This window comes from Heliomarina sp. (genome assembly GCF_052826185.1).
Genome location: NZ_JBRBUI010000054.1, coordinates 944,915 through 964,066, shown reverse-complemented (window position 1 = coordinate 964,066; position 19,152 = coordinate 944,915). Strand labels below are relative to the sequence as shown.

The window sequence follows — 19,152 nt, the reverse complement described above, 5'->3', positions numbered from 1 at the left end:
GGCGGGCATATCCCATCGCCCTAGCCCACCAGCACCGAGCGGATGGCGGTTGCGTCGATATCGTCATGTTCGGCAATGACGACAAGACGGCCCTGCTTGGCCTCGCCCGGTTTCCACGGACGGTCGAACTGGTGGCGGACCCGCGCACCAACCGCCTGCACCAGAAGGCGCATGGGTTTGCCCGCGACGGCGGCATAGCCTTTGACCCGCAGGATATTCTGCGATTTCGCCAGTGTTTCGATGCGCGCGACCAGATCGGCGGGGTCCGTCACCTCGGGGATATCGACGACGATACTGTCGAAGTCATCATGTTCGTGATCGTCAGCCCCGTCATGATGGCTGGGGCGCGCGTCCATGTCATCTTCGGCGGCGGCTTCGAGACCGAGGATCACGCGCGGATCGACCGCACCTTCGGCCACGTCGACCACCGGGAGCGGGCGCGGTGCCTCGGCGGCAATTACTTCACGCGCCTTCGCAAGACCGTCGGGGCCGGCAAGATCGGGTTTCGTCAGGAGGATGATATCGGCGCAGGAGATCTGATCCTCGAACACCTCTGAGAGCGGAGTTTCATGGTCAAGACTGTCATCGGCCAGACGCTGGGCATCGACACGGGCCACATCCGGCGCGAAACGACCCGACGCGACCGCCTCGGCATCGGCGAGCGCGATCACGCCGTCGACGGTGATGCGCGAGCGGATATCGGGCCAGTCGAACGCCTTGAGCAGCGGTTTTGGCAGGGCGAGACCGGAGGTTTCGATCAGGATGTGATCGGGGCGCGGGTCAAGCGCCATCAGCGCCTCGATCGTAGGAATGAAATCATCGGCCACGGTGCAGCAGATACAGCCATTGGCGAGTTCGAGGATGTTTTCCTCGGGGCAGTCGGGAATGGCGCAGGATTTCAGGATTTCACCGTCGACACCCACATCGCCGAATTCATTGACGATCACGGCCAGACGCTTGCCCTGCGGGTTCTGCATCAGGTGGCGGATCAGGGTGGTCTTGCCGGAGCCGAGGAAACCGGTGATCACGGTAACCGGCAGTTTGGCGAGGTCGTTCATTCGGGGAACTCCAATGGGGGTATTCTAGCGATACAATTCTTGCGAAAGTGTTCAGGTCTTTCGCGCCACGGTACAAGACCGTCGGCAGTGGCCTGATAGCGGGTGACGCCATCAAGCACGGTGTCGGCCATGTCCGGGGTCAGGTTGCCATAGACATAGCTCCACCTCTCGGCGCCGCCGCGCAGCACGATCGAACACCCACGGGTGCAGTTCGACAGGCATTCGACGGGGCGAAAGGACACACCGTCGGGCCAGTCCATCGCGTCGAGCGCGCTGAACAGAGCGGCACCCGGGCGGATGCCTTCCACCGGATCGTCTGTCATGCGGCACTTGGTGCAGACCAGCACTTCGGTCTTGTCGGGTTCGGGCACGGGCCGGGTCCAATTCTTATTCAGCGGGGAAAGAGCCAGAATCCTCGTGCGGACCCGCCTCCGGGGCACCCCGCCCGGTTCACGTCAACTTGTGCTGGCAGGTCTCCCGGCTTGCAGATGTCAGGGCGGGCCCTGGCGGTTTCCCTGCCTTCCCGACCTTGGGAGATCAGTGGCAAGCGGGCAACCTCTCTGGTCACGGTCGCGGGGGCGGCTGCGCTTGGGGCGCGGTGTCGTGCCCCTGTCGCATTCCCTTTTCACCCGGGCAGACCCCGGGCACCAACGCGCAACATCTGCGCAGCCGGATCAGGTGATGTCAAGCGATTGTCAAGAGACGTACCGGCCCCGTGGTAAGGTGCCGGGATCAGGCGCCCTGCTGGATTTCGACCTCGCTGCCAAAGACGAGATCGACAGACGGGTCGAGCGAGCGGCGCACAAAAGCGACATTGGCCATATCGTTGTTCTGCGCGCGCGCCTGAGCCTCGCGCAGGTCGTGTTTGTTGTCGAGCCAACGCTGGACGAGACGGTCGAAGAGCACGTGGTTCGGTTCATTCAGGAAAACCGACATGGACCAGAGCGGGCGCAGGTGGTTCCACGGCGCATCGCGGCAGAGCAGGTAATTGCCTTCGATCACCGCCAGCGTGTGCTGAGAGTTGACTTCGATCCGCCCGGCGACGGACCTGTCCTGTCCTCGGTCGAAACAGGGCAGATAAAGATGCTGTTCGGTCGCCAGCCGCCACATGGCGCTGACCAGCCCATCAACGTCGAAGGTTTCCGGCGCGCCCTTGCGCGCCAGCAGGCCGCGCCGGGCAAGGACGGAATTATCCAGGTGGAACCCGTCCATCGGCACCAGAACCGCAGAATGCGTGGACTGGTTGAGATGGGCGACAAGTTGCGCGGCAAAGGTGGATTTACCAGACGCGGGAGGCCCTGCAACGGCGATCAAGGCGCGCGGACTGCGGGTTGGCATCACCTTGAGACGGTTCGCAACCTTCGCAATGCGATCAGGCATGCTTTTTCTCCTCTCTGAAATCGGAGGGCGTGAATTTCGGAATTTCCGGTGTGATGAGCGGTCGTGGCAGTGCCCACATCGCAGACTGATGTGAACGTAAAACAGGATTTTCTTTGCAGCCTCGTACGGTCAAGATTCATCGCCCCTCCCCGGGCTGTCGTCTTATCGTACCGTTACATTGGCTTGACCTGTGAACTCTGTCCGTAGAGCTGTTCGCGTCAAACACGGCTTTCGTTCGCTTCGAACTCGCAAATGGATGTGTCAGACAAAAGCCATTTAACGTTCTGAGACTTACTCAACGCCAAAGTGAAACACCACGCGGCGCTTATCCAGAGTTGCGAGTTTCTTTTCTATCCCATCTCCGGACCAGAGTTACGATCCAGAATTCGTTTGCTTTTTTAGCGATCTTAATCATTCATCTTATGTTAATCTTTATATCACACGGTTCAACTTTTTTAATTTATTATAATTCAACAACCTGACGCGCAGAAGCGTCAAACGCCTCTCATTCTTTTAGCTACATCGCTGCCGATTCCGTCTGGAGTTTTCCCTTCGCGGAGGGCCTGGTCTGGTTTCTTTTACGACCGTAAATTGCCAACCGGATTTCCTTTCGCTCGCCCCGTCATAATTACGCCCGTTTTATCCGGCATCAGAGGCGCCGAACCGTGCAGCGATTACTGCGCATGAGGAACCGCAACATGAAATCGACTTACGTCGAAGAGCGAGAGCGTGGCAGACCACCTGCCCGACCGCAGGAGCGGCTGCTGACCCTCATCGTTCCGGTCTATAACGAACAACACGCAATCGGCCCGTTTCTTGACGCGGCCCGAGCGGCACTCGCCGTGCTGGACGCGCGCTTTGACACCGAAATCCTGTTCGTAAATGACGGCAGCCGCGATGGCACCGAATTCGTGCTGCGATCCTACATGCAAAAGGACGATCGGATCCGCCTGATCAACCTGTCGCGCAACTTTGGCAAGGAAGCGGCGCTTTGCGCGGGGATGGACCATGCGCGCGGCGACGCGGTCATTCCGGTGGACGTGGATCTTCAGGACGATGTGTCGATCATTCCCGAGATGATCGAGAAATGGGAGCTGGGCGCGCAGATCGTGAACGCAAAGCGCCGCGACCGGTCCTCGGACAGTTGGCTGAAACGGGTCACGGCGCGCGGGTTTTACCGCGTCTTCAACGCGCTGTCGGACCAGCCCATGCCCTCGGACGTGGGCGATTTCCGCCTGCTCGACCGGCAGGTCGTCGATATCATCCGCTCGCTGGGCGAAAAGGTCAGGCTCAACAAGGCGCTCTTTGCCTGGGTCGGTTTCGACAGCGACGAGGTCACCTACCAGCGCAATTGCCGCCGCGCCGGCAAGACAAGCATGGGGTACTGGAAGCTGTGGAATATGGCGCTGGACGGAATCTTCGCGTCAAGCACCAAGCCCTTGCGCGTCTGGACCTATGTCGGAAGCGCGCTCGCCTTCGCGTCGTTCATTTATGCGGCATGGATTTTCCTGCGCACGTTGGTTTTTGGCGTCGATGTGCCGGGTTATGCCTCGACACTCGTGCTGATCCTGATGTTCGGCGGCGTTCAGCTTTTCGCCATCGGTATCCTTGGTGAATATGTGGGGCGCATCCTGACGGAGGTCCGCGAAAGGCCGCTTTACATCGTCCGGTCGTCCCATCCCGCAGAGGCCACCCGCCCCGCCGGTGCGAGGCCGCATGGCATCTGACAGATCGAAGGTCCTGGCACTTGGCGGCGAGATGCTGCGTTTTGGCATGGTCGGCATTTCGGCGACGCTGGTACATGTGCTGGTCGCCCTTGTCGTTGACGCGGTGTTCGAGCTGCCCGCCGGGCTGTGCAACCTTGCCGGGTTTGCCGCTGCCGTCACGCTGTCCTTTGTGGGCCACCTGCGCTTCAGCTTTCGGCGCAGCGGGCCCGGTCTCCCGTATCTTGCGCGGTTCATCGCCCTTTCGCTGCTTTCGCTTGGTACGAGCAGCCTGATAACTGCCGTTGCGACAGCTCTGGGCGCAAGCCTTGCCATGGCGATGCTGGGCGTGGCAGGGATTGTTCCGTTGATGTCATACTTGGGCGCCCGGCTCTGGGCCTTCGCGCCCCCTTTCGAGGCCCATTCATGATCCGTCTGAAACCTGTGACCATCCTGATGATCTGTGCCCTGCTCGCGGCGATGATCGGCTACATGGCGCTTGAGCTTGTTGCCCCGGTCGCGCTTGGCAAGGAAAAGATCAGCGATTTCGACGTGTTCTACCTTGTCAGCACGATGATCCGCGAAGGTAACCTGTACGCGGCCTATGACCCGCAGGTGTTTCTTGCACGTCAGCCCGGCATGCCCGGCTATGACGGAACGCTATTGATCTGGAGCTATCCGCCCCCCTTCGATCTGGTCGTCGCGCCGCTGTCACTGGTGCCGGACTGGCTTGGCTATATCCTGTTCATGGGCGGCACCCTGACCGCCTATCTGCTGGTGCTGCGCAAGATCGCCGGAGAGAACTGGCACGCGGTTCTGGTGGCGTTCCTGCCGCTGATTGCGTTGATCCTGCGCGCCGGGCAGAACAGTTTCCTGATCGGGACGCTTTTCGGGCTGACCGCTCTTTTGGCGCTGCGCAAATCCCGCTGGGCCGGGGTGCCGCTGGGCCTGATGGCGATCAAGCCGCATCTGGCACTTGGGGTCGGTCTCTGGGCGCTGCTCGACCGGCGCTGGTCGGTGGTTGCGATATCGCTGTGTACTGTCGGCGCCGCCTGCGGGCTGGCAACGCTCGCCTTTGGCACCGGGGTCTGGCCTGCTGCGCTGGACGGCATACGCGGCACCGGGAAGACCCTGCAGGACGGCGGGTTCATTCTTTACCGGATGAGCTCGGTCTATGCGCTCGCGGCCTCGCTTGGGGCGGGTCCGAAACTCGCGCTGGCCCTTCATGGGGCCGTCGCGCTTAGCGCCTTGGTGGCGCTGCTGTCGATGGCATTGACCGCGCGGACCGGCGTTTCGGGCCGGGTGTTCATGGCGGCGGGTATCTTCCTGTCCTGCCTGATCAGCCCCTATAACTACGACTATGACCTCGCGATGCTCGGGATTGCGGCCGCCATGCTGAGCGAAGGCATCGCGGCACGGGCCACCCGGGCCGAAAAGGTCTTTCTCATGGTCGGGTTCTGGATCATCGGCGGTTACGGGCTGGTCGCAAGCCAGATCGAATCGCTGGGCTATGGCACGCCGCCTGCCCTGTCGGGTCTGATCCTGACGGCAGTTGGTGTCTGCCTGTGGCGCATTACGACACGCGACACAGAAATGACCGAGCAGGTCGCACGCCCGGAAACACTGGCTTCGCAGGGGTAAACGGTAAAGACCGCCACCCAATCCATAATCAAATCCTATGACTACAATTTAAAAATACAACTTAAACTAATGACCCCTTTCCCTTACGCTGACTCGTATGGAGGGGGGAGTGTTCAATGCCAAATCGGCAGCGGGTCACACCAGTGTCACGCGCAGCGACCAACATGCGGTTGGCCGTTGTCCCGTGGTGCTGCGTGACGACCCTTTAAATCTCATATCGAGAGCCGGTCGCATGGCAAAAGGCCCGTTTGCACGCAAGCAGGCCCGGCGCCCGAATGCTTCCGCAAACCTCATACAGTCAGACATATATCCAGCGAGTATCGGAGAGAAAAATGGACGGAAATGACAAGGCCAGCGCAGGTAAATGCCCGGTAATCCACGGCAGCCTGCAAACCGGCGGACGGACCAATCGTGACTGGTGGCCCAACCAGCTGAACCTCGGGATTCTGCACCAGAATACGCCGCTGTCCGATCCGATGGACGAAGATTTCAACTATGCCAAGGCGTTCAAGGAACTCGACCTCGAAGCGGTACGTCAGGACCTTTACGCGCTGATGACGGATTCGCAGCCGTGGTGGCCGGCGGACTGGGGACATTACGGCCCCTTCTTTATCCGCATGGCATGGCACAGTGCCGGGACGTACCGTGAAGGCGACGGGCGCGGCGGTTCGTCGTCGGGTTCACAGCGTTTCGCACCGCTGAACAGCTGGCCGGATAACGCCAACCTCGACAAGGCGCGCCGCCTGCTGTGGCCGATCAAGCAGAAATACGGCAACGCGCTGTCCTGGGCCGATCTGATGATCCTTGCGGGCAACTGCGCACTGGAATCGATGGGCTTCAAGACATTCGGTTTCGCCGGTGGCCGCGAAGACATCTGGGAGCCCGAGCAAGACATCTATTGGGGCACTGAAGAAGAGTGGATGGGCACCGACAAGCGCTATTCCGGCGAACGCGAGCTGGAAAACCCGCTGGGGGCGACCACGATGGGCCTGATCTACGTCAATCCCGAAGGTCCCGAAGGCAAGCCCGATCCGCTGGCCGCCGCCATCGACATCCGCGAGACATTCGGCCGTATGGCAATGAACGACGAGGAAACCGTGGCGCTGATCGCGGGCGGTCACACCTTTGGCAAGACCCACGGCATGGGCGACCCCGAAGCCGTCGGTGCCGAGCCGGAAGGCGCGGATATCGCCGAGCAGGGCTTTGGCTGGACCGCTGGCAACGGCAAGGACACCTTCACCTCGGGTCTCGAAGTGATCTGGACCACCACGCCCACGCAATGGGGTAACGGTTTTTTCAAGAACCTGTTCGAATACGAATGGGAACTGACCAAGAGCCCGGCCGGTGCTTTCCAGTGGAAGCCCAAGGATGAATCCAACGTCGAAACGGTCGAAGATCCGCATGAGGAAGGCAAACGTCGCGTGCCAAACATGCTGACTACTGACCTGTCGCTGCGCATGGACCCGATTTACGAGCCGATCTCGCGCCGGTTCTACGAAAACCCGGAAGAGTTTGCCGATGCCTTTGCCCGCGCGTGGTACAAGCTGACCCACCGCGACATGGGTCCACGTTCGCGTCTGCTAGGCGCGCTGGTTCCGGATGAGGATCTGATCTGGCAGGACCCGATCCCCGAAGCCGATTACGACATGATCGACGATCAGGACGTGGCGACGCTCAAGTCCAAGATCCTCGAGTCCGGGCTCAGCACGGCTGAGCTGGTGTCGACCGCATGGGCCTCGGCCGTGACCTTCCGTGGATCGGACAAGCGTGGCGGCGCCAATGGTGCGCGCATCCGTCTTGAGCCACAGAAGAACTGGCAGGTGAACGAGCCGGAAAAGCTGGCCAAGGTGCTGTCGGTCTATGAAGGCATCCAGTCAGAGTTCAACGCGGGTGCAGGCAGCAAGAAAGTGTCGATGGCCGACCTGATCGTGCTGGGCGGTTCCGCCGCAGTTGAACAGGCGGCCAAAGCCGGTGGCTATGACATCAGCGTGCCCTTCTCGCCGGGTCGGACCGATGCAACGGCCGAGCAGACCGATGCCGACAACTTTGCCGTTCTCGAGCCGCAGGCAGACGGGTTCCGCAACTATGTCAATGGCGACGCGGATATCCCGACCGAGAAACTGCTGGTGGACCGGGCGCAGCTGCTGACCCTGACCGCGCCGGAAATGACCGTTCTGGTTGGTGGCCTGCGTGTGCTGGGCGCGAATTACGACGGGTCCAAGAACGGCGTCTTCACCGACAAGCCGGGCACGTTGAGCAACGATTTCTTCGTCAACCTGCTCGACATGGGGACCGCGTGGAAAGCGGTTGAAGGCTCCAAGCAGGACTTTGAAGGCCGCGATCGGGCGACTGAAGAGGTCAAGTGGACCGCCTCGCGCGTCGATCTGGCTTTTGGTTCGAACTCGCAGCTGCGCGCGCTGGCCGAAGCCTATGCCCAAGACGACAACAAGGAAAAGTTCGTCAGGAACTTTGTCGAGGCATGGGTCAAGGTGATGGAGCTGGATCGTTTCGATCTGGCATAAGCCACAGCTTGATCAGGAAAAGAACGGCGCCCCGGTTTGGGGCGCCGTTTTTCGTTTAGCGTGTCGAGCTCTCTCAGCGCAGGTCGAATTCCTTACGCGCGGTCAGGATGTTCTGCATGCTGCCCTCGGCCCAGTCGACCAGCGCCAGCAGATGCGGCAGAAAGCCTTCGCCCAGCTCGGTCAGGCTGTAACTGACGCTCGGCGGTTTGGTGTCGAACACCTGTCGCCGAACGATGCCGTCGCGCTCAAGATCGCGCAGGGACTGGGTAAGCATCCGCTTGGAAATATCAGGTAAAGCGCGCAAAAGTTCGTTGAACCGACGCGGCCCTGTCTCAAGCTCCATCAGGACCAGAACCGGCCATTTGGCCGACACATGATCAAGCACCTGCCGCACCGGGCAATTGGCCGGGTTGAACCCCTCGGCTTTCCACTGGTCCAGTTTGCCATCGCTGAGACGCTGCATAGGCGGTTCCCTTTTTGTTACCTTGTTCCGAAAAACTGCCTCCTTCCGCAAAGGAATGAAGGTCTCTAAATGAGACCTATATTCGATTCGAGACTAGAAAGGAAAGAAAATGACAACCTATCTCGTGACCGGGGCCTCCGGACAGCTTGGACAGCTTGTAGTGGATCATCTGAGCACGCTTGTACCCGCCGGGGACATCATCGCGCTGGTCCGATCCGAGGATGCGGCAAAAGCTTATGCGGACAAGGGCATCGCCACGCGCAAAGGCGATTACGAAGATGTGGACAGCCTGAAAGCGGCGTTCGACGGGGTAGACCGGCTTTTGCTGATTTCTTCGTCAGAGGTCGGTAAACGCGCCACCCAGCATGAAAACGTGCTGAGCGCGGCCAAGGCGGCCGGGGTCGGCTTCATCGCCTATACCTCGATCCTCAACGCTGAAACCGGCGGCATGGCACTGGCGGAAGAACATCTTGTGACCGAAGCCGCGCTGCGCGATAGCGGCATCCCCCACACCCTGCTGCGCAACGGCTGGTACTCCGAGAATATCGCGGGCACGGCGCCGCAATCGGTCGGCATGGGCCAGCATTTCGGCGCGGCGGGCAATGGACGGTTTGCAACGGCCTCGCGCAAGGATTTCGCCGAAGCGGCGGCAATCGTGCTGGCCGGTGAAGGGCACGAGGGCAAAACCTATGAGCTTGGCGGCGACACGGATTTCAACCTGACGGAATATGCCGCCGTGCTGAGCGAGATTTCCGGCAAAGAGGTCACCTATGTGAACCTCGATGAAGCGGCCTATGCCAAGGCACTGGTCGAGGCCGGTCTGCCCGAAGGTTTCGCCGCTATCCTTGCTGACAGCGATGCCAAGGCAGCAAACGGCGCTCTTGCCACGCAAAGCCGCGATCTCTCCACGCTGATCGGGCGGCAAACCACACCGATGTGCGATACGCTCAAGACGTTCGTGTCCTGAAGACGAAGACAGCGCCCCGGCATATCCGGGGCGCTGTTGGTTCAGGCTTTGCCGAAACCGCCGCCGCCGGGGGATTTCAGAACGAAAACGTCGCCGGCGGCCATTTCAACCGCGTCATTGCCTTTCAGCTCTTCGACCCGGCCATCGGCCCGGATCACGCTGTTTTCGCCAATTGCCCCCGGCGCGCCCCCATCCACGCCATGCGGCGCTGTGATACGGTGCGAGGACAGAACGGTCGCTGTCATCGGCTCAAGAAACCGCAGCTTGCGGATGATCCCGTCACCACCGGTATAGCGCCCCTTTCCGCCCGAGCCGCGGCGGATCGAAAACGCGTCGAGCCGCACGGGAAAGCGTGTCTCCAGCACTTCGGGATCGGTCATGCGGGTGTTGGTCATATGGGCATGCACCGCGCTTGCGCCATTGAAACCGTCCCCCGCGCCGGTGCCGCCGCAGATGGTTTCGTAGTTCTGATAGGTCGCGTTACCATAGACGAAATTGTTCATTGTGCCCTGGCTGCCCGCGATCACACCCAGCGCCCCGTAAAGCGTATCTGCGATGGACTGGCTGACCTCGGTATTGCCCGAGATCACCGCCGCCGGACAGGTCGGGTTGATCATCGACCCCTCGGGGATCACCAGTTTCAGCGGTTTGAGACAGCCCTCGTTCATCGGGATATTGCTGCCGACCAGCGTGCGGAACACGTAGAGCACCACCGCATGGCAGATCGCCTTGGGCGCGTTATAGTTGAATTCGTCCTGCGGCGAGGTGTCGGTAAAATCGATGGTCGCCTCGCGCGCGGATTTATCGACCGAAATCGCGACCTTGATCTCTGCCCCGCTGTCCATCGGATAGGTAAACGCGCAGTCCTTCAGCACATCGAGCACGCGGCGGACGCTTTCCTCGGCATTGTCCTGAACGTGGGTCATGTAGGCATGCACCACATCAAGCCCAAACTGCCCTGTGATCTTGGTCAACTCCTGCACGCCGGTCGCATTAGCGGCGATCTGCGCGGAAAGGTCCGCCATGTTCTGATCGATATTGCGGCAGGGGTATTTGCCCGAGGCCAACAGCTCGCGCGTTTCCTTTTCCCGAAAATTTCCCTGATCGACGAGGTGGAAATTGTCGATCAACACCCCCTCTTCGTCGATATGGCGGCTGTCGGGCGGCGCGGAACCGGGGGTGGTGCCACCGATATCGGCGTGATGCCCGCGCGAAGCGACGGTATAGATGATGTTTTCGCCCGCCTCGTCAAAGACCGGCGTGATGACAGTCACATCGGGCAGATGGGTGCCGCCGTTATAGGGGTTGTTCATCATGAACACGTCGCCGGGACGGATCTTGCCTGCGTTTTCGCGCAGGGCCGTGCGCACGCTGTCGGACATAGACCCAAGGTGCACCGGCACATGCGGCGCATTCGCGACCAGATCGCCCGCCGCGTCAAAGATCGCACAGGAGAAATCGTAGCGCTCCTTGATGTTCACCGAATAGGCGGTGTTGGCGAGCGTCGCGCCCATTTGCTCGGCAATCGACATGAAGAGGTTGTTGAACACTTCGAGCATGACCGGATCGACCGAGGTGCCGATGGCCTCTTGCCGGGCCAGCGGAACGACACGGCGCAGCACAAGATTGCCGCCCGAGACGCACTCGGCCTGCCAGCCGTCCTCGAGGATATTGGTGCCAGTGGGTTCGGTCAGGATCGCAGGGCCGTCGAGCTTTTCACCCGGCGCAAGGCTGGCCCGGTCGACCAGCGGCACTTTGCGCCAATCGCCCTGGCTGAACATGCGGACGGTCTGCGTCTCTGACCCCGCAGGCGAGGTATCGGGCAGCGTGACCTGTTCCCCGGTGGTGCCAACTGCCTCGGCCGTCAGCAGGTCGATGATCAGTTCGGCATAGTCCGGGACAAAGCCAAAGCGCTGTCGATGCGCCTCTTCAAAGGCGGCGGTCATCTCATCCGGGCTGCCATAAGGGACCTCAAGTGTCTGATGCGCGCCGCCGGTGCGGATATGGGCGATGGGCCGTGTCGTGATATCGGCGTGGTCAACGCCCTGCCCGGCCACTTCGGCGCTGGCTTCTTCAATCAGGCGCTTCACCGCCTCATCCGCCGCTTCTGTGTCACTGATCGGTTGGGCCAGCTGGTGTTCGCGAATCGCGCGGATGTCGGCCAGCCCCATACCAAAGGCAGAAAGCACCCCGGCGAAGGGGTGAATGAAAATACTCTCCATGCCCAGCGCGTCAGCGACGAGACAGGCGTGCTGGCCCCCGGCCCCGCCAAAGCAGTTCATCGTGTACTTGGTAACGTCATAGCCGCGCTGAACGCTGATTTTCTTGATCGCGTTGGCCATGTTTTCGACCGCGATACGAAGAAAGCCCTCGGCGATTTCCTCGACCGACATGCCGGTGCCGATTTCCTCAGCGAGTGCGGCGAATTTCTCGCGGACGACCTTGGCATCGAGCGGCTGATCGCCATCGGGGCCGAAAACGGCGGGGAATTGATCGGGTTGCAGTTTGCCCAGAACAACGTTGCAATCGGTCACGGTCAGTGGACCGCCACGCCGATAGGCGGCCGGTCCGGGATTTGCGCCCGCGCTTTCGGGACCGACTTGCATCCGCCCGTCGCGATAGGACAGGATCGAACCGCCCCCCGCCGCAACCGTGTGGATCGACATCATCGGCGCGCGCATCCGCACGCCTGCGACCTCGGTCTCAAACGAGCGTTCGTAGCTGCCCGCGTAATGACAGACATCGGTCGAGGTGCCGCCCATGTCGAAACCGATCAGCTTGTCGAACCCGTGTTCCTCGGCGCTGCGCACCATGCCGACGACCCCGCCCGCCGGACCGGAGAGAATCGCGTCCTTGCCCTGAAACAGGCGCGCATCGGTCAGCCCACCATTGGATTGCATGAACATCAGGCTGTCACAGCCGCCCTTGGCCGCGTTCAGCGCATCGGCCACCTGATCCACGTAACGACGCAGGATCGGCGAGAGATAGGCATCGACCACCGCCGTATCGCCACGCGCGACGAGCTTGATCAGCGGGCTGGCCTCATGCGAGAGCGAGACCTGCGTGAATCCGATCTCGCGGGCCAGATCGCCCAGCTGCTTTTCGTGGTCGGTAAAGCGATAGCCATGCATCAGCGCGATGGCGACAGAGCGAAATCCCTGCTCATGCGCCGAGGTCAGCGCGGTGCGGGCATGGTCGAGGTTGAGCGGTGTCACCACCGTACCGTCGGCGGCCAGACGTTCCTCGATTTCCACCACGTTTTCATAGAGTTGCTCGGGCAGTTCGATGTTGAGATCGAACAGGCGCGGCCGGTTCTGATAGCCGATTCGCAGCAGATCCCCCAGCCCTCGAGTCATCAGCAACAGCGTGCGCTCACCCTTGCGTTCGAGAAGCGCATTGGTGGCGACGGTGGTGCCCATCTTGACGGCGGAGATCCGACCCGAAGGCACCTCGGCCTTGGCATCCAGATCCAGCATGGACTTTATTCCATGCACGGCGGCGTCCGCATAGGCTTCGGGATTTTCCGACAAAAGCTTGTGCGTTTGCAGGCTACCGTCGGGCTTGCGGGCGACGATATCGGTAAAAGTGCCACCCCGATCCACCCAGAACTGCCACTTTTCTTTGCTTGCGATGCTCATTGTCGATCCCCGAATCCAAAATATTGTTGCTTTATGGTTATAACGCTGACAATTTGTCAACGTTATGAAAGCAAGCGGATTCGAAACAGGATCCGCACATCAACACGGGAGACGACCCATATGAAACACGCGATGCTCTTCGCGGCTGCCACCGCTGTCAGCCTGTCCGCACCCGCCTATGCCGAAAGCTGGGACATGCCCACGCCCTATGGCGATGCGACCTTCCACACCCAGAACATCATGGAGTTCGCGGATGACGTGCGCGAAGCCACCGATGGCGGGCTCGACATCACCATCCATTCGGCGGGTTCGCTGTTTCCCCACCCCGAGATCAAGAACGCCGTGCGCTCGCGTCAGGTGCCGATTGGCGAATTCTTCCTCTCGACCCTGTCGAACGAGGATCTGGCCTTTGGTCTCGACAGCCAGCCCTTTGTCGCCACCAGCTATGATGATGCCAAGAAACTCTGGGACGCGCAGAAACCCGTCATCACCGAGCTGCTGGCCGAACAGGGCCTGATCCCGCTGTTCTCGGTGCCGTGGCCGGCGCAGGGTCTTTATACCAACGGCGAAATCGCCACCGTGGACGATCTGAACGGCCTGCGTTTCCGCGCTTATAACGCCGCGCTGGAAGAATTCGCGACGCTCGCCGGTGCCGCACCGGTACAGGTCGAAGCCTCGGACATTCCGCAGGCCTTTGCCACCGGTCAGGTCGAAGCGATGATCACCTCGCCCTCCACCGGCGTGAATTCCACCGCGTGGGATTTCGTGTCGCATTACAGCCCGATCAACGCATGGGTGCCAAAGAACATCGTCGTGGTGAACCAGCGCATGTTCGACGGTCTGGACGAGGAAACCAAGGCCGCCGTGATGGAAGCCGCCGCCGCCGCTGAAACCCGCGGCTGGGAAATGTCCGCCGAGGAGGCCGACAGCAAGACCAAGGAACTGGCCGAGAACGGTGTCACCGTCTACGAGCCAAGCGCCGAACTGGTCGAAGGGTTGCAGGGCATCGGAGACCAGATGCTCGAGAACTGGAAGAGCAGCGCCTCGGATAGCGCGCTTGCCATCCTTGACGCCTATCAGAACTAAAGCTCTGATCGTACAGGCCGACAGCATCCCGTGTTGTCGGCCTTTTCATATCCAACGCGGTCAGACTTAAAGGGGCCAGGCGACATGGGGCGCATTCTTCAACGGTTATATGACATTTGCGGCGCGATTGCCGGAGGGCTGACGTTGTGCATCTGCCTGCTGGTCAGCGCGCAGATCCTGCTGAACGCGGCCGGACGACTGGGGTTCGACCAGCTTCCCTCGACAATCCCCTCTTACGCGGATTTCTCGGGTTTCATGCTGGCCGCGGCGACGTTCCTCGCGCTGGCCCATACCCTGCGCGCGGGCGGGCATATCCGCGTCAACCTTGTGGCCGACCGGCTGCCGCAGCACGCCCAGGTCGCGATGGAGGCGATGGTGCTGATAATTGCAGCCGCGCTGGTTGGCTTCCTCGGCTGGTTCATGATCAGCCTTGTGCTGGAAAGCAAACACTACGGCGACGTCTCGACCGGGATCATCCCCGTGGCGCTCTGGATCCCGCAGAGCATCGCCGGGTTCGGCATTATCCTGTTGCTGATCGCGATCCTGCACACGCTGGTCGATTTGGTCCGTAACGGTCGCCCCGTTCTGTCGACCCCGGACGAGGTATAAGCGATGTCTGATCCGATCATTGCCGTTATCCTCCTTACCCTGCTGATTGGCCTGCTCGCCATGGGCGTCTGGGTCGCCCTTGCGCTCACACTGGTCGGTGTCGTGGCGCTGGTATTCTTTTCGAACGCGCCGGTGGGCCTCATCATCGCAACCACGTTCTGGGGCCATTCCCATAGCTGGGCGCTGACCGCCCTGCCCCTGTTCATCCTGATGGGAGAGATATTGCTCCGCTCGCGGATGAGCGACGACATGTTCACCGGTCTGGTGCCATGGCTCAGCCGGGCGCCGGGGCGGCTTTTGCATGTGAACGTCTTTGGCTGCGCGATCTTTGCCGCCGTGTCGGGATCATCCGCCGCCACCGCCGCCACCATCGGGCGCATGTCGGTGCCAGAGCTGACAAAGCGCGGCTATCCCGAAAGCCTGATCCTTGGCACCCTGGCCGGATCAGCGACGCTGGGCCTGCTTATCCCGCCATCGATCATACTCATCGTCTACGGCGTCGCGACCGAGCAATCCATCGCCCGCCTGTTCATCGCCGGTATCCTGCCGGGGCTGATGCTGATCACGCTGTTTGCAGGCTACGTGGCCGTGCGCACCTGGATGAATCCCTCGCTGATCCCGCCCATCGAGGAACGGTATTCGCTGCGCGAGAAATTCGCGGCCTCGCGTCGGCTGATTCCGGTGGCGTTTCTGATCATCGGGGTTATCGGGTCGATCTATGCGGGGCTGGCCTCTCCCACGGACGCGGCGGCGCTTGGCGTTGTGCTGGCGGCACTGCTGGCGTGGCTGTCCGGCTCCTTCAGCTGGAAGCTATTCGGCGAAGCCGTGATGTCGGCGGTGCGGACCTCTTGCATGATCGCGCTGATCCTGCTGGGCGCGGCGTTCCTGTCGGTGGCGATGGGCTTTACAGGCCTGCCCCGCAACCTTGCCGCATGGATCGGCGCGATGGACCTTTCAGTGCCGATGCTGCTTTTCGCGCTGACGATCTTCTTCATCGTGCTGGGCTGTTTTCTCGACGGGATTTCGGTGATCGTGCTCACGACCTCGATCATCATGCCGATGGTCAGCGCGGTCGGGATCGACCCGCTTTGGTTCGGCATCTACCTCGTGATCGTGGTCGAGATGAGCCAGATCACACCGCCCGTGGGCTTTAACCTGTTCGTCATTCAGGGGCTGACGGGCATCGACATCCTGCGCATCGCAAAAGCGGCCTTTCCGTTCTTTCTGCTGCTTTTGCTGGGCGTCTTGCTGATCACGATCTTTCCCCAGATCGTGACCGTGCTGCCCAACATGATGGGCAGTTAGAGCGAGGCGGCGGCGCGGCTGGCCTGATCGTACTGGCCGGAAAGCGTGCGAAGACTGGCGGCGATTTCGCGCATTTCGTCGCCGGTCATATCAAGCCGGGACAGCCCGTCGAGAAAACAGCGCTCGCGCACGATGCGATATTCCTCGCAAAGCGCCGCGCCCTTGTCCGATGTCGTATAGAACACTTCCTTGCCGCGCTTTTCCGAGCTTAGCAGTTCCATCTTCATCAGCTTGCGCAGGGCGTAGTTGACCGTATGCGTGTCCTCGATGTTCAGCAGGAAACAGATATCGGCCAGACGTTTTTCACGGCTGCGATGGTTCGTGTTATGCAGCACGAGAATTTCCAATGGCGTCAGGTCCGTATTGCCCGCCGCTGACATGCACTTGGTCATCCAGCGCGAAAAGGCGTTATAGGCGATGATCATGCCATATTCGATTTCCGAGGTTTCCCAGCTTTCCCCTTCGGCGAGGTGTCGCGAGGAAACGATGCGGCGCTTGGGATTGGGCTGCTCTGTCATGTATCTGCGTAACCTTTGTATTTTGTCAGCGTAAAGCATACGAAATGTGCAGGATCACGCCAAGCCCAAAGCCTTTTTGAGGCGCTTTGATGGGGCATTTTCGCCTCTGCAAGGCGATTGCCCGGTTCAGCGAATCGGCAAATCCCGCTTTTCGCGTTGCTTGGGCTGGGGCCGCGTATTGACTGCACGGATCAGAGGCACATGATGGCCGCGACTACAGGAGCCAGAATGTACCAGCCCGCCCTTGCCGCCGATCCCCTGCTTCAACCGTTGCACCTCAAGAAACTGACGCTGAAAAACCGCATCTTTTCAACCAGCCATGCGATCCGTTTCGGCGTCGACGGTCTGCCGCAGGACCGCTACCAGCGCTATCACGAGGAAAAGGCCAAGGGCGGGATCGGGCTGACCATGTTCGGCGGATCTTCCAATGTCTCTCCCGATTCCGGGTCGGTCTTTGGGGCGCTGAACCTGCGCGACGACAGCGTGATCCCGGTGCTGGCGCAATTCGCCGACCGGGTTCACCAACACGGCACCGCGATCATGTGCCAGCTGACCCATCTGGGCGGGCGCAGCCATTGGCGGGCTGAGGATTGGCTGCCAACGGTCGCACCCTCGCGGTTTCGCGAACCTTTGCACCGGGGCTTTGCCAAGGAAATCGAGCCCCATGACATCCGCCGCATCACGCAGGAATTCGGTGAAGCCGCGCGGCGCTGCAAGGAGGCCGGGCTCGACGGGGTGGAACTGCATGTGCATCACCATCTGGTCGGGCAGTTCTGGTCGCCTCATATGAACAAGCGCACCGATGCCTATGGCGGATCGGTCGAAAACCGCGCGCGTTTCGGGCTTGAGGCGCTGGAAGAGATGCGTCGACTGTGTGGGCCGGATTTCATCATCGGCATCCGCATGGCCGTGGGCGAAGGCGAGGACGCCGGCATGTCCGACGCGGATTATCTCGAGATGGCGCATCTTTACGAAGCCTCTGGCCTGATCGATTTCTTCAACCTCACCTACGGGCGCATCGATACCGCTGTAGGATTATCGGAATACATGCCCGGCATGGCGGTGAAACTGGCCCCGCAACTGCCCTTTGTCGCGGATTTCCGCAAACAGGTGGGCCTGCCGACCTTTCACGCAGCGCGCATCAATGACCTTGCGACGGCGCGCTACGCGATCTCCGAGGGTCTGGTCGACCTGATCGGCATGACCCGCGCCCATATCGCCGATCCGCATATCGTGGAAAAGCTGAGCGAAGGGCGCGAGGCCGAGATCAGGCCCTGTGTGGGCGCGACCTATTGCTCGGCGCATGGAAGCTGCATCCACAACCCCTCTATCGGGCGGGAAAAGGTCCTGCCCCACGCGATTGAACCTGCCCCTGTGAAACGCCGCGTCACCATTGTCGGCGCGGGTGTCGGCGGGCTTGAGGCCGCACGGGTCGCCGCCGAACGCGGCCATGCGGTGACGGTATTCGAGGCCGCGCCGCAGGCAGGCGGACAGGTGCTGCTGGCCGCGCAACTGCACAAACGGCGCGATCTGATCGGCATCGTCGACTGGCGGCTGAGCGAACTGGAACGGCTGGGCGTTGCGATCACCTATAATTGCCTTGCCGGAGAGGAAGAGATCGCGGCGTCCAACCCGGATGTCGTCATCATCGCAACCGGCGGCCTGCCCGACCGTATGGAGGACATGATCCCCGGTGCCGAGCTTGCCGATACGCTGTGGGAAGTCCTCGAAAGCGGACAGGCTCCCGAGGGCGAAGTGCTGCTTTACGACGGGATCGGCACCATCGCCGGTCTGCATGGCGCGACGACGCTTGCACTGCGTGGCGCCAGGGTGAGCTTTGTCACGCCCGACCGCAACGCTGGCGAAGAAGCGACCAATATCGAGCGTCCGCTGTCGATGCGGCAGTTCTATCAGGCGGGGGTCAGCCTGCTGCCGGACATGCAGCTTGTCTCGGTCGCGCGTGCGGACAACCGGATCGCGGCGACTTTCGCGAATATCTATACGGGAAAGACGGAAACCCGCGTGACCGACCGTCTGGTGATCGAAAACGGGACGATCCCGGTAGATGACACCTATCTTGCCCTGCGCGAGGCTTCAGCCAACAAGGGCGCATTCGACATGGCGCGACTGACCGCGGGCGAGACGGTAGTGGACGCGGATTCTGAGGGCTATCACCTCTTCCGGATTGGCGATGCGGTGTCGTCGCGGGATATCCACGCGGCCGTGCTAGAGGCGTTTCGCCTGTGCCGGGCGATCTGAGCC

Annotated in this window: 15 protein-coding genes and 1 riboswitch; of the genes, 9 read left to right on the top strand and 6 right to left on the bottom strand. The window is 61.2% G+C overall.

Annotated elements, in window-relative coordinates; genetic code table 11:
• Positions 1 to 20 precede the first annotated feature (20 nt).
• The 3 genes from cobW to ACU0FH_RS22695 all read right to left on the bottom strand — a co-directional run bounded on the left by cobW (position 21) and on the right by ACU0FH_RS22695 (position 2,438).
• A complete protein-coding gene (gene cobW, locus ACU0FH_RS22705) occupies positions 21 to 1,058 on the bottom strand; it encodes a cobalamin biosynthesis protein CobW (RefSeq protein ID WP_446196941.1) in 1,038 nt (345 codons plus the stop codon).
• The gene (locus tag ACU0FH_RS22700) at positions 1,055 to 1,429 is read right to left on the bottom strand and encodes a DUF1636 family protein (RefSeq protein WP_446196940.1); all 375 of its coding nucleotides are present in this window, start codon (positions 1,427 to 1,429) and stop codon (positions 1,055 to 1,057) included. The genes cobW and ACU0FH_RS22700 overlap by 4 nt, the downstream gene beginning before the upstream one ends.
• Before the next feature lie 79 nt (positions 1,430 to 1,508).
• A riboswitch (cobalamin riboswitch) is annotated at positions 1,509 to 1,725 on the bottom strand.
• Between the two features lie 65 nt (positions 1,726 to 1,790).
• On the bottom strand, positions 1,791 to 2,438 hold the full coding sequence (locus ACU0FH_RS22695; protein WP_446196939.1) for a nucleoside/nucleotide kinase family protein: 648 nt from the start codon (positions 2,436 to 2,438) through the stop codon (positions 1,791 to 1,793).
• Positions 2,439 to 3,136: 698 nt separating this feature from the next.
• Between ACU0FH_RS22695 and ACU0FH_RS22690 the strand changes: the two genes are divergently transcribed.
• From ACU0FH_RS22690 to katG, 4 genes are all read left to right on the top strand, one after another.
• Positions 3,137 to 4,165 (top strand): glycosyltransferase family 2 protein, encoded by a 1,029-nt coding sequence (locus ACU0FH_RS22690; protein ID WP_446196938.1) that lies wholly within the window; start codon positions 3,137 to 3,139, stop codon positions 4,163 to 4,165.
• Positions 4,155 to 4,571, top strand: a complete 417-nt coding sequence (locus tag ACU0FH_RS22685; RefSeq protein WP_446196937.1) for a GtrA family protein — start codon at positions 4,155 to 4,157, stop codon at positions 4,569 to 4,571. The genes ACU0FH_RS22690 and ACU0FH_RS22685 overlap by 11 nt, the downstream gene beginning before the upstream one ends.
• Positions 4,568 to 5,782, top strand: a complete 1,215-nt coding sequence (locus ACU0FH_RS22680; RefSeq protein WP_446196936.1) for a glycosyltransferase family 87 protein — start codon at positions 4,568 to 4,570, stop codon at positions 5,780 to 5,782. Before ACU0FH_RS22685 ends, ACU0FH_RS22680 begins: the two co-directional genes overlap by 4 nt.
• 332 nt (positions 5,783 to 6,114) lie before the next feature.
• On the top strand, positions 6,115 to 8,304 hold the full coding sequence (katG, locus tag ACU0FH_RS22675; protein ID WP_446196935.1) for a catalase/peroxidase HPI: 2,190 nt from the start codon (positions 6,115 to 6,117) through the stop codon (positions 8,302 to 8,304).
• Positions 8,305 to 8,377: 73 nt separating this feature from the next.
• Here the strand turns inward: katG and ACU0FH_RS22670 are convergent, their stop codons facing one another.
• Complete coding sequence (locus tag ACU0FH_RS22670; RefSeq protein ID WP_446196934.1) at positions 8,378 to 8,767, bottom strand: winged helix-turn-helix transcriptional regulator; 390 nt, start codon at positions 8,765 to 8,767, stop codon at positions 8,378 to 8,380.
• A 109-nt stretch (positions 8,768 to 8,876) separates the two neighbouring features.
• On the opposite strand from ACU0FH_RS22670, the gene ACU0FH_RS22665 reads away from it, so the two are divergent.
• Positions 8,877 to 9,734, top strand: a complete 858-nt coding sequence (locus tag ACU0FH_RS22665) for an SDR family oxidoreductase (RefSeq protein ID WP_446196933.1) — start codon at positions 8,877 to 8,879, stop codon at positions 9,732 to 9,734.
• 41 nt (positions 9,735 to 9,775) lie between these two features.
• On the opposite strand, the gene ACU0FH_RS22660 is transcribed toward ACU0FH_RS22665, so the two are convergent.
• Complete coding sequence (locus ACU0FH_RS22660) at positions 9,776 to 13,372, bottom strand: hydantoinase B/oxoprolinase family protein (protein WP_446196932.1); 3,597 nt, start codon at positions 13,370 to 13,372, stop codon at positions 9,776 to 9,778.
• 120 nt (positions 13,373 to 13,492) lie between these two features.
• On the opposite strand from ACU0FH_RS22660, the gene ACU0FH_RS22655 reads away from it, so the two are divergent.
• The 3 genes from ACU0FH_RS22655 to ACU0FH_RS22645 all read left to right on the top strand — a co-directional run bounded on the left by ACU0FH_RS22655 (position 13,493) and on the right by ACU0FH_RS22645 (position 16,372).
• Complete coding sequence (locus ACU0FH_RS22655) at positions 13,493 to 14,458, top strand: TRAP transporter substrate-binding protein (RefSeq protein WP_446196931.1); 966 nt, start codon at positions 13,493 to 13,495, stop codon at positions 14,456 to 14,458.
• Positions 14,459 to 14,542: 84 nt separating this feature from the next.
• The gene (locus ACU0FH_RS22650) at positions 14,543 to 15,067 is read left to right on the top strand and encodes a TRAP transporter small permease (protein WP_446196930.1); all 525 of its coding nucleotides are present in this window, start codon (positions 14,543 to 14,545) and stop codon (positions 15,065 to 15,067) included.
• Positions 15,068 to 15,070: 3 nt separating this feature from the next.
• Positions 15,071 to 16,372 carry a TRAP transporter large permease gene (locus ACU0FH_RS22645; RefSeq protein ID WP_446196929.1) on the top strand — a complete coding sequence of 434 codons (1,302 nt, stop codon included), beginning with the start codon at positions 15,071 to 15,073 and terminating at the stop codon, positions 16,370 to 16,372.
• On the opposite strand, the gene ACU0FH_RS22640 is transcribed toward ACU0FH_RS22645, so the two are convergent.
• The gene (locus ACU0FH_RS22640; protein ID WP_088632667.1) at positions 16,369 to 16,890 is read right to left on the bottom strand and encodes a winged helix DNA-binding protein; all 522 of its coding nucleotides are present in this window, start codon (positions 16,888 to 16,890) and stop codon (positions 16,369 to 16,371) included. The two genes, ACU0FH_RS22645 and ACU0FH_RS22640, sit on opposite strands and share 4 nt — an antisense overlap.
• Before the next feature lie 228 nt (positions 16,891 to 17,118).
• On the opposite strand from ACU0FH_RS22640, the gene ACU0FH_RS22635 reads away from it, so the two are divergent.
• Positions 17,119 to 19,149 carry an oxidoreductase gene (locus ACU0FH_RS22635; RefSeq protein WP_446196928.1) on the top strand — a complete coding sequence of 677 codons (2,031 nt, stop codon included), beginning with the start codon at positions 17,119 to 17,121 and terminating at the stop codon, positions 19,147 to 19,149.
• Positions 19,150 to 19,152: the final 3 nt, after the last annotated feature.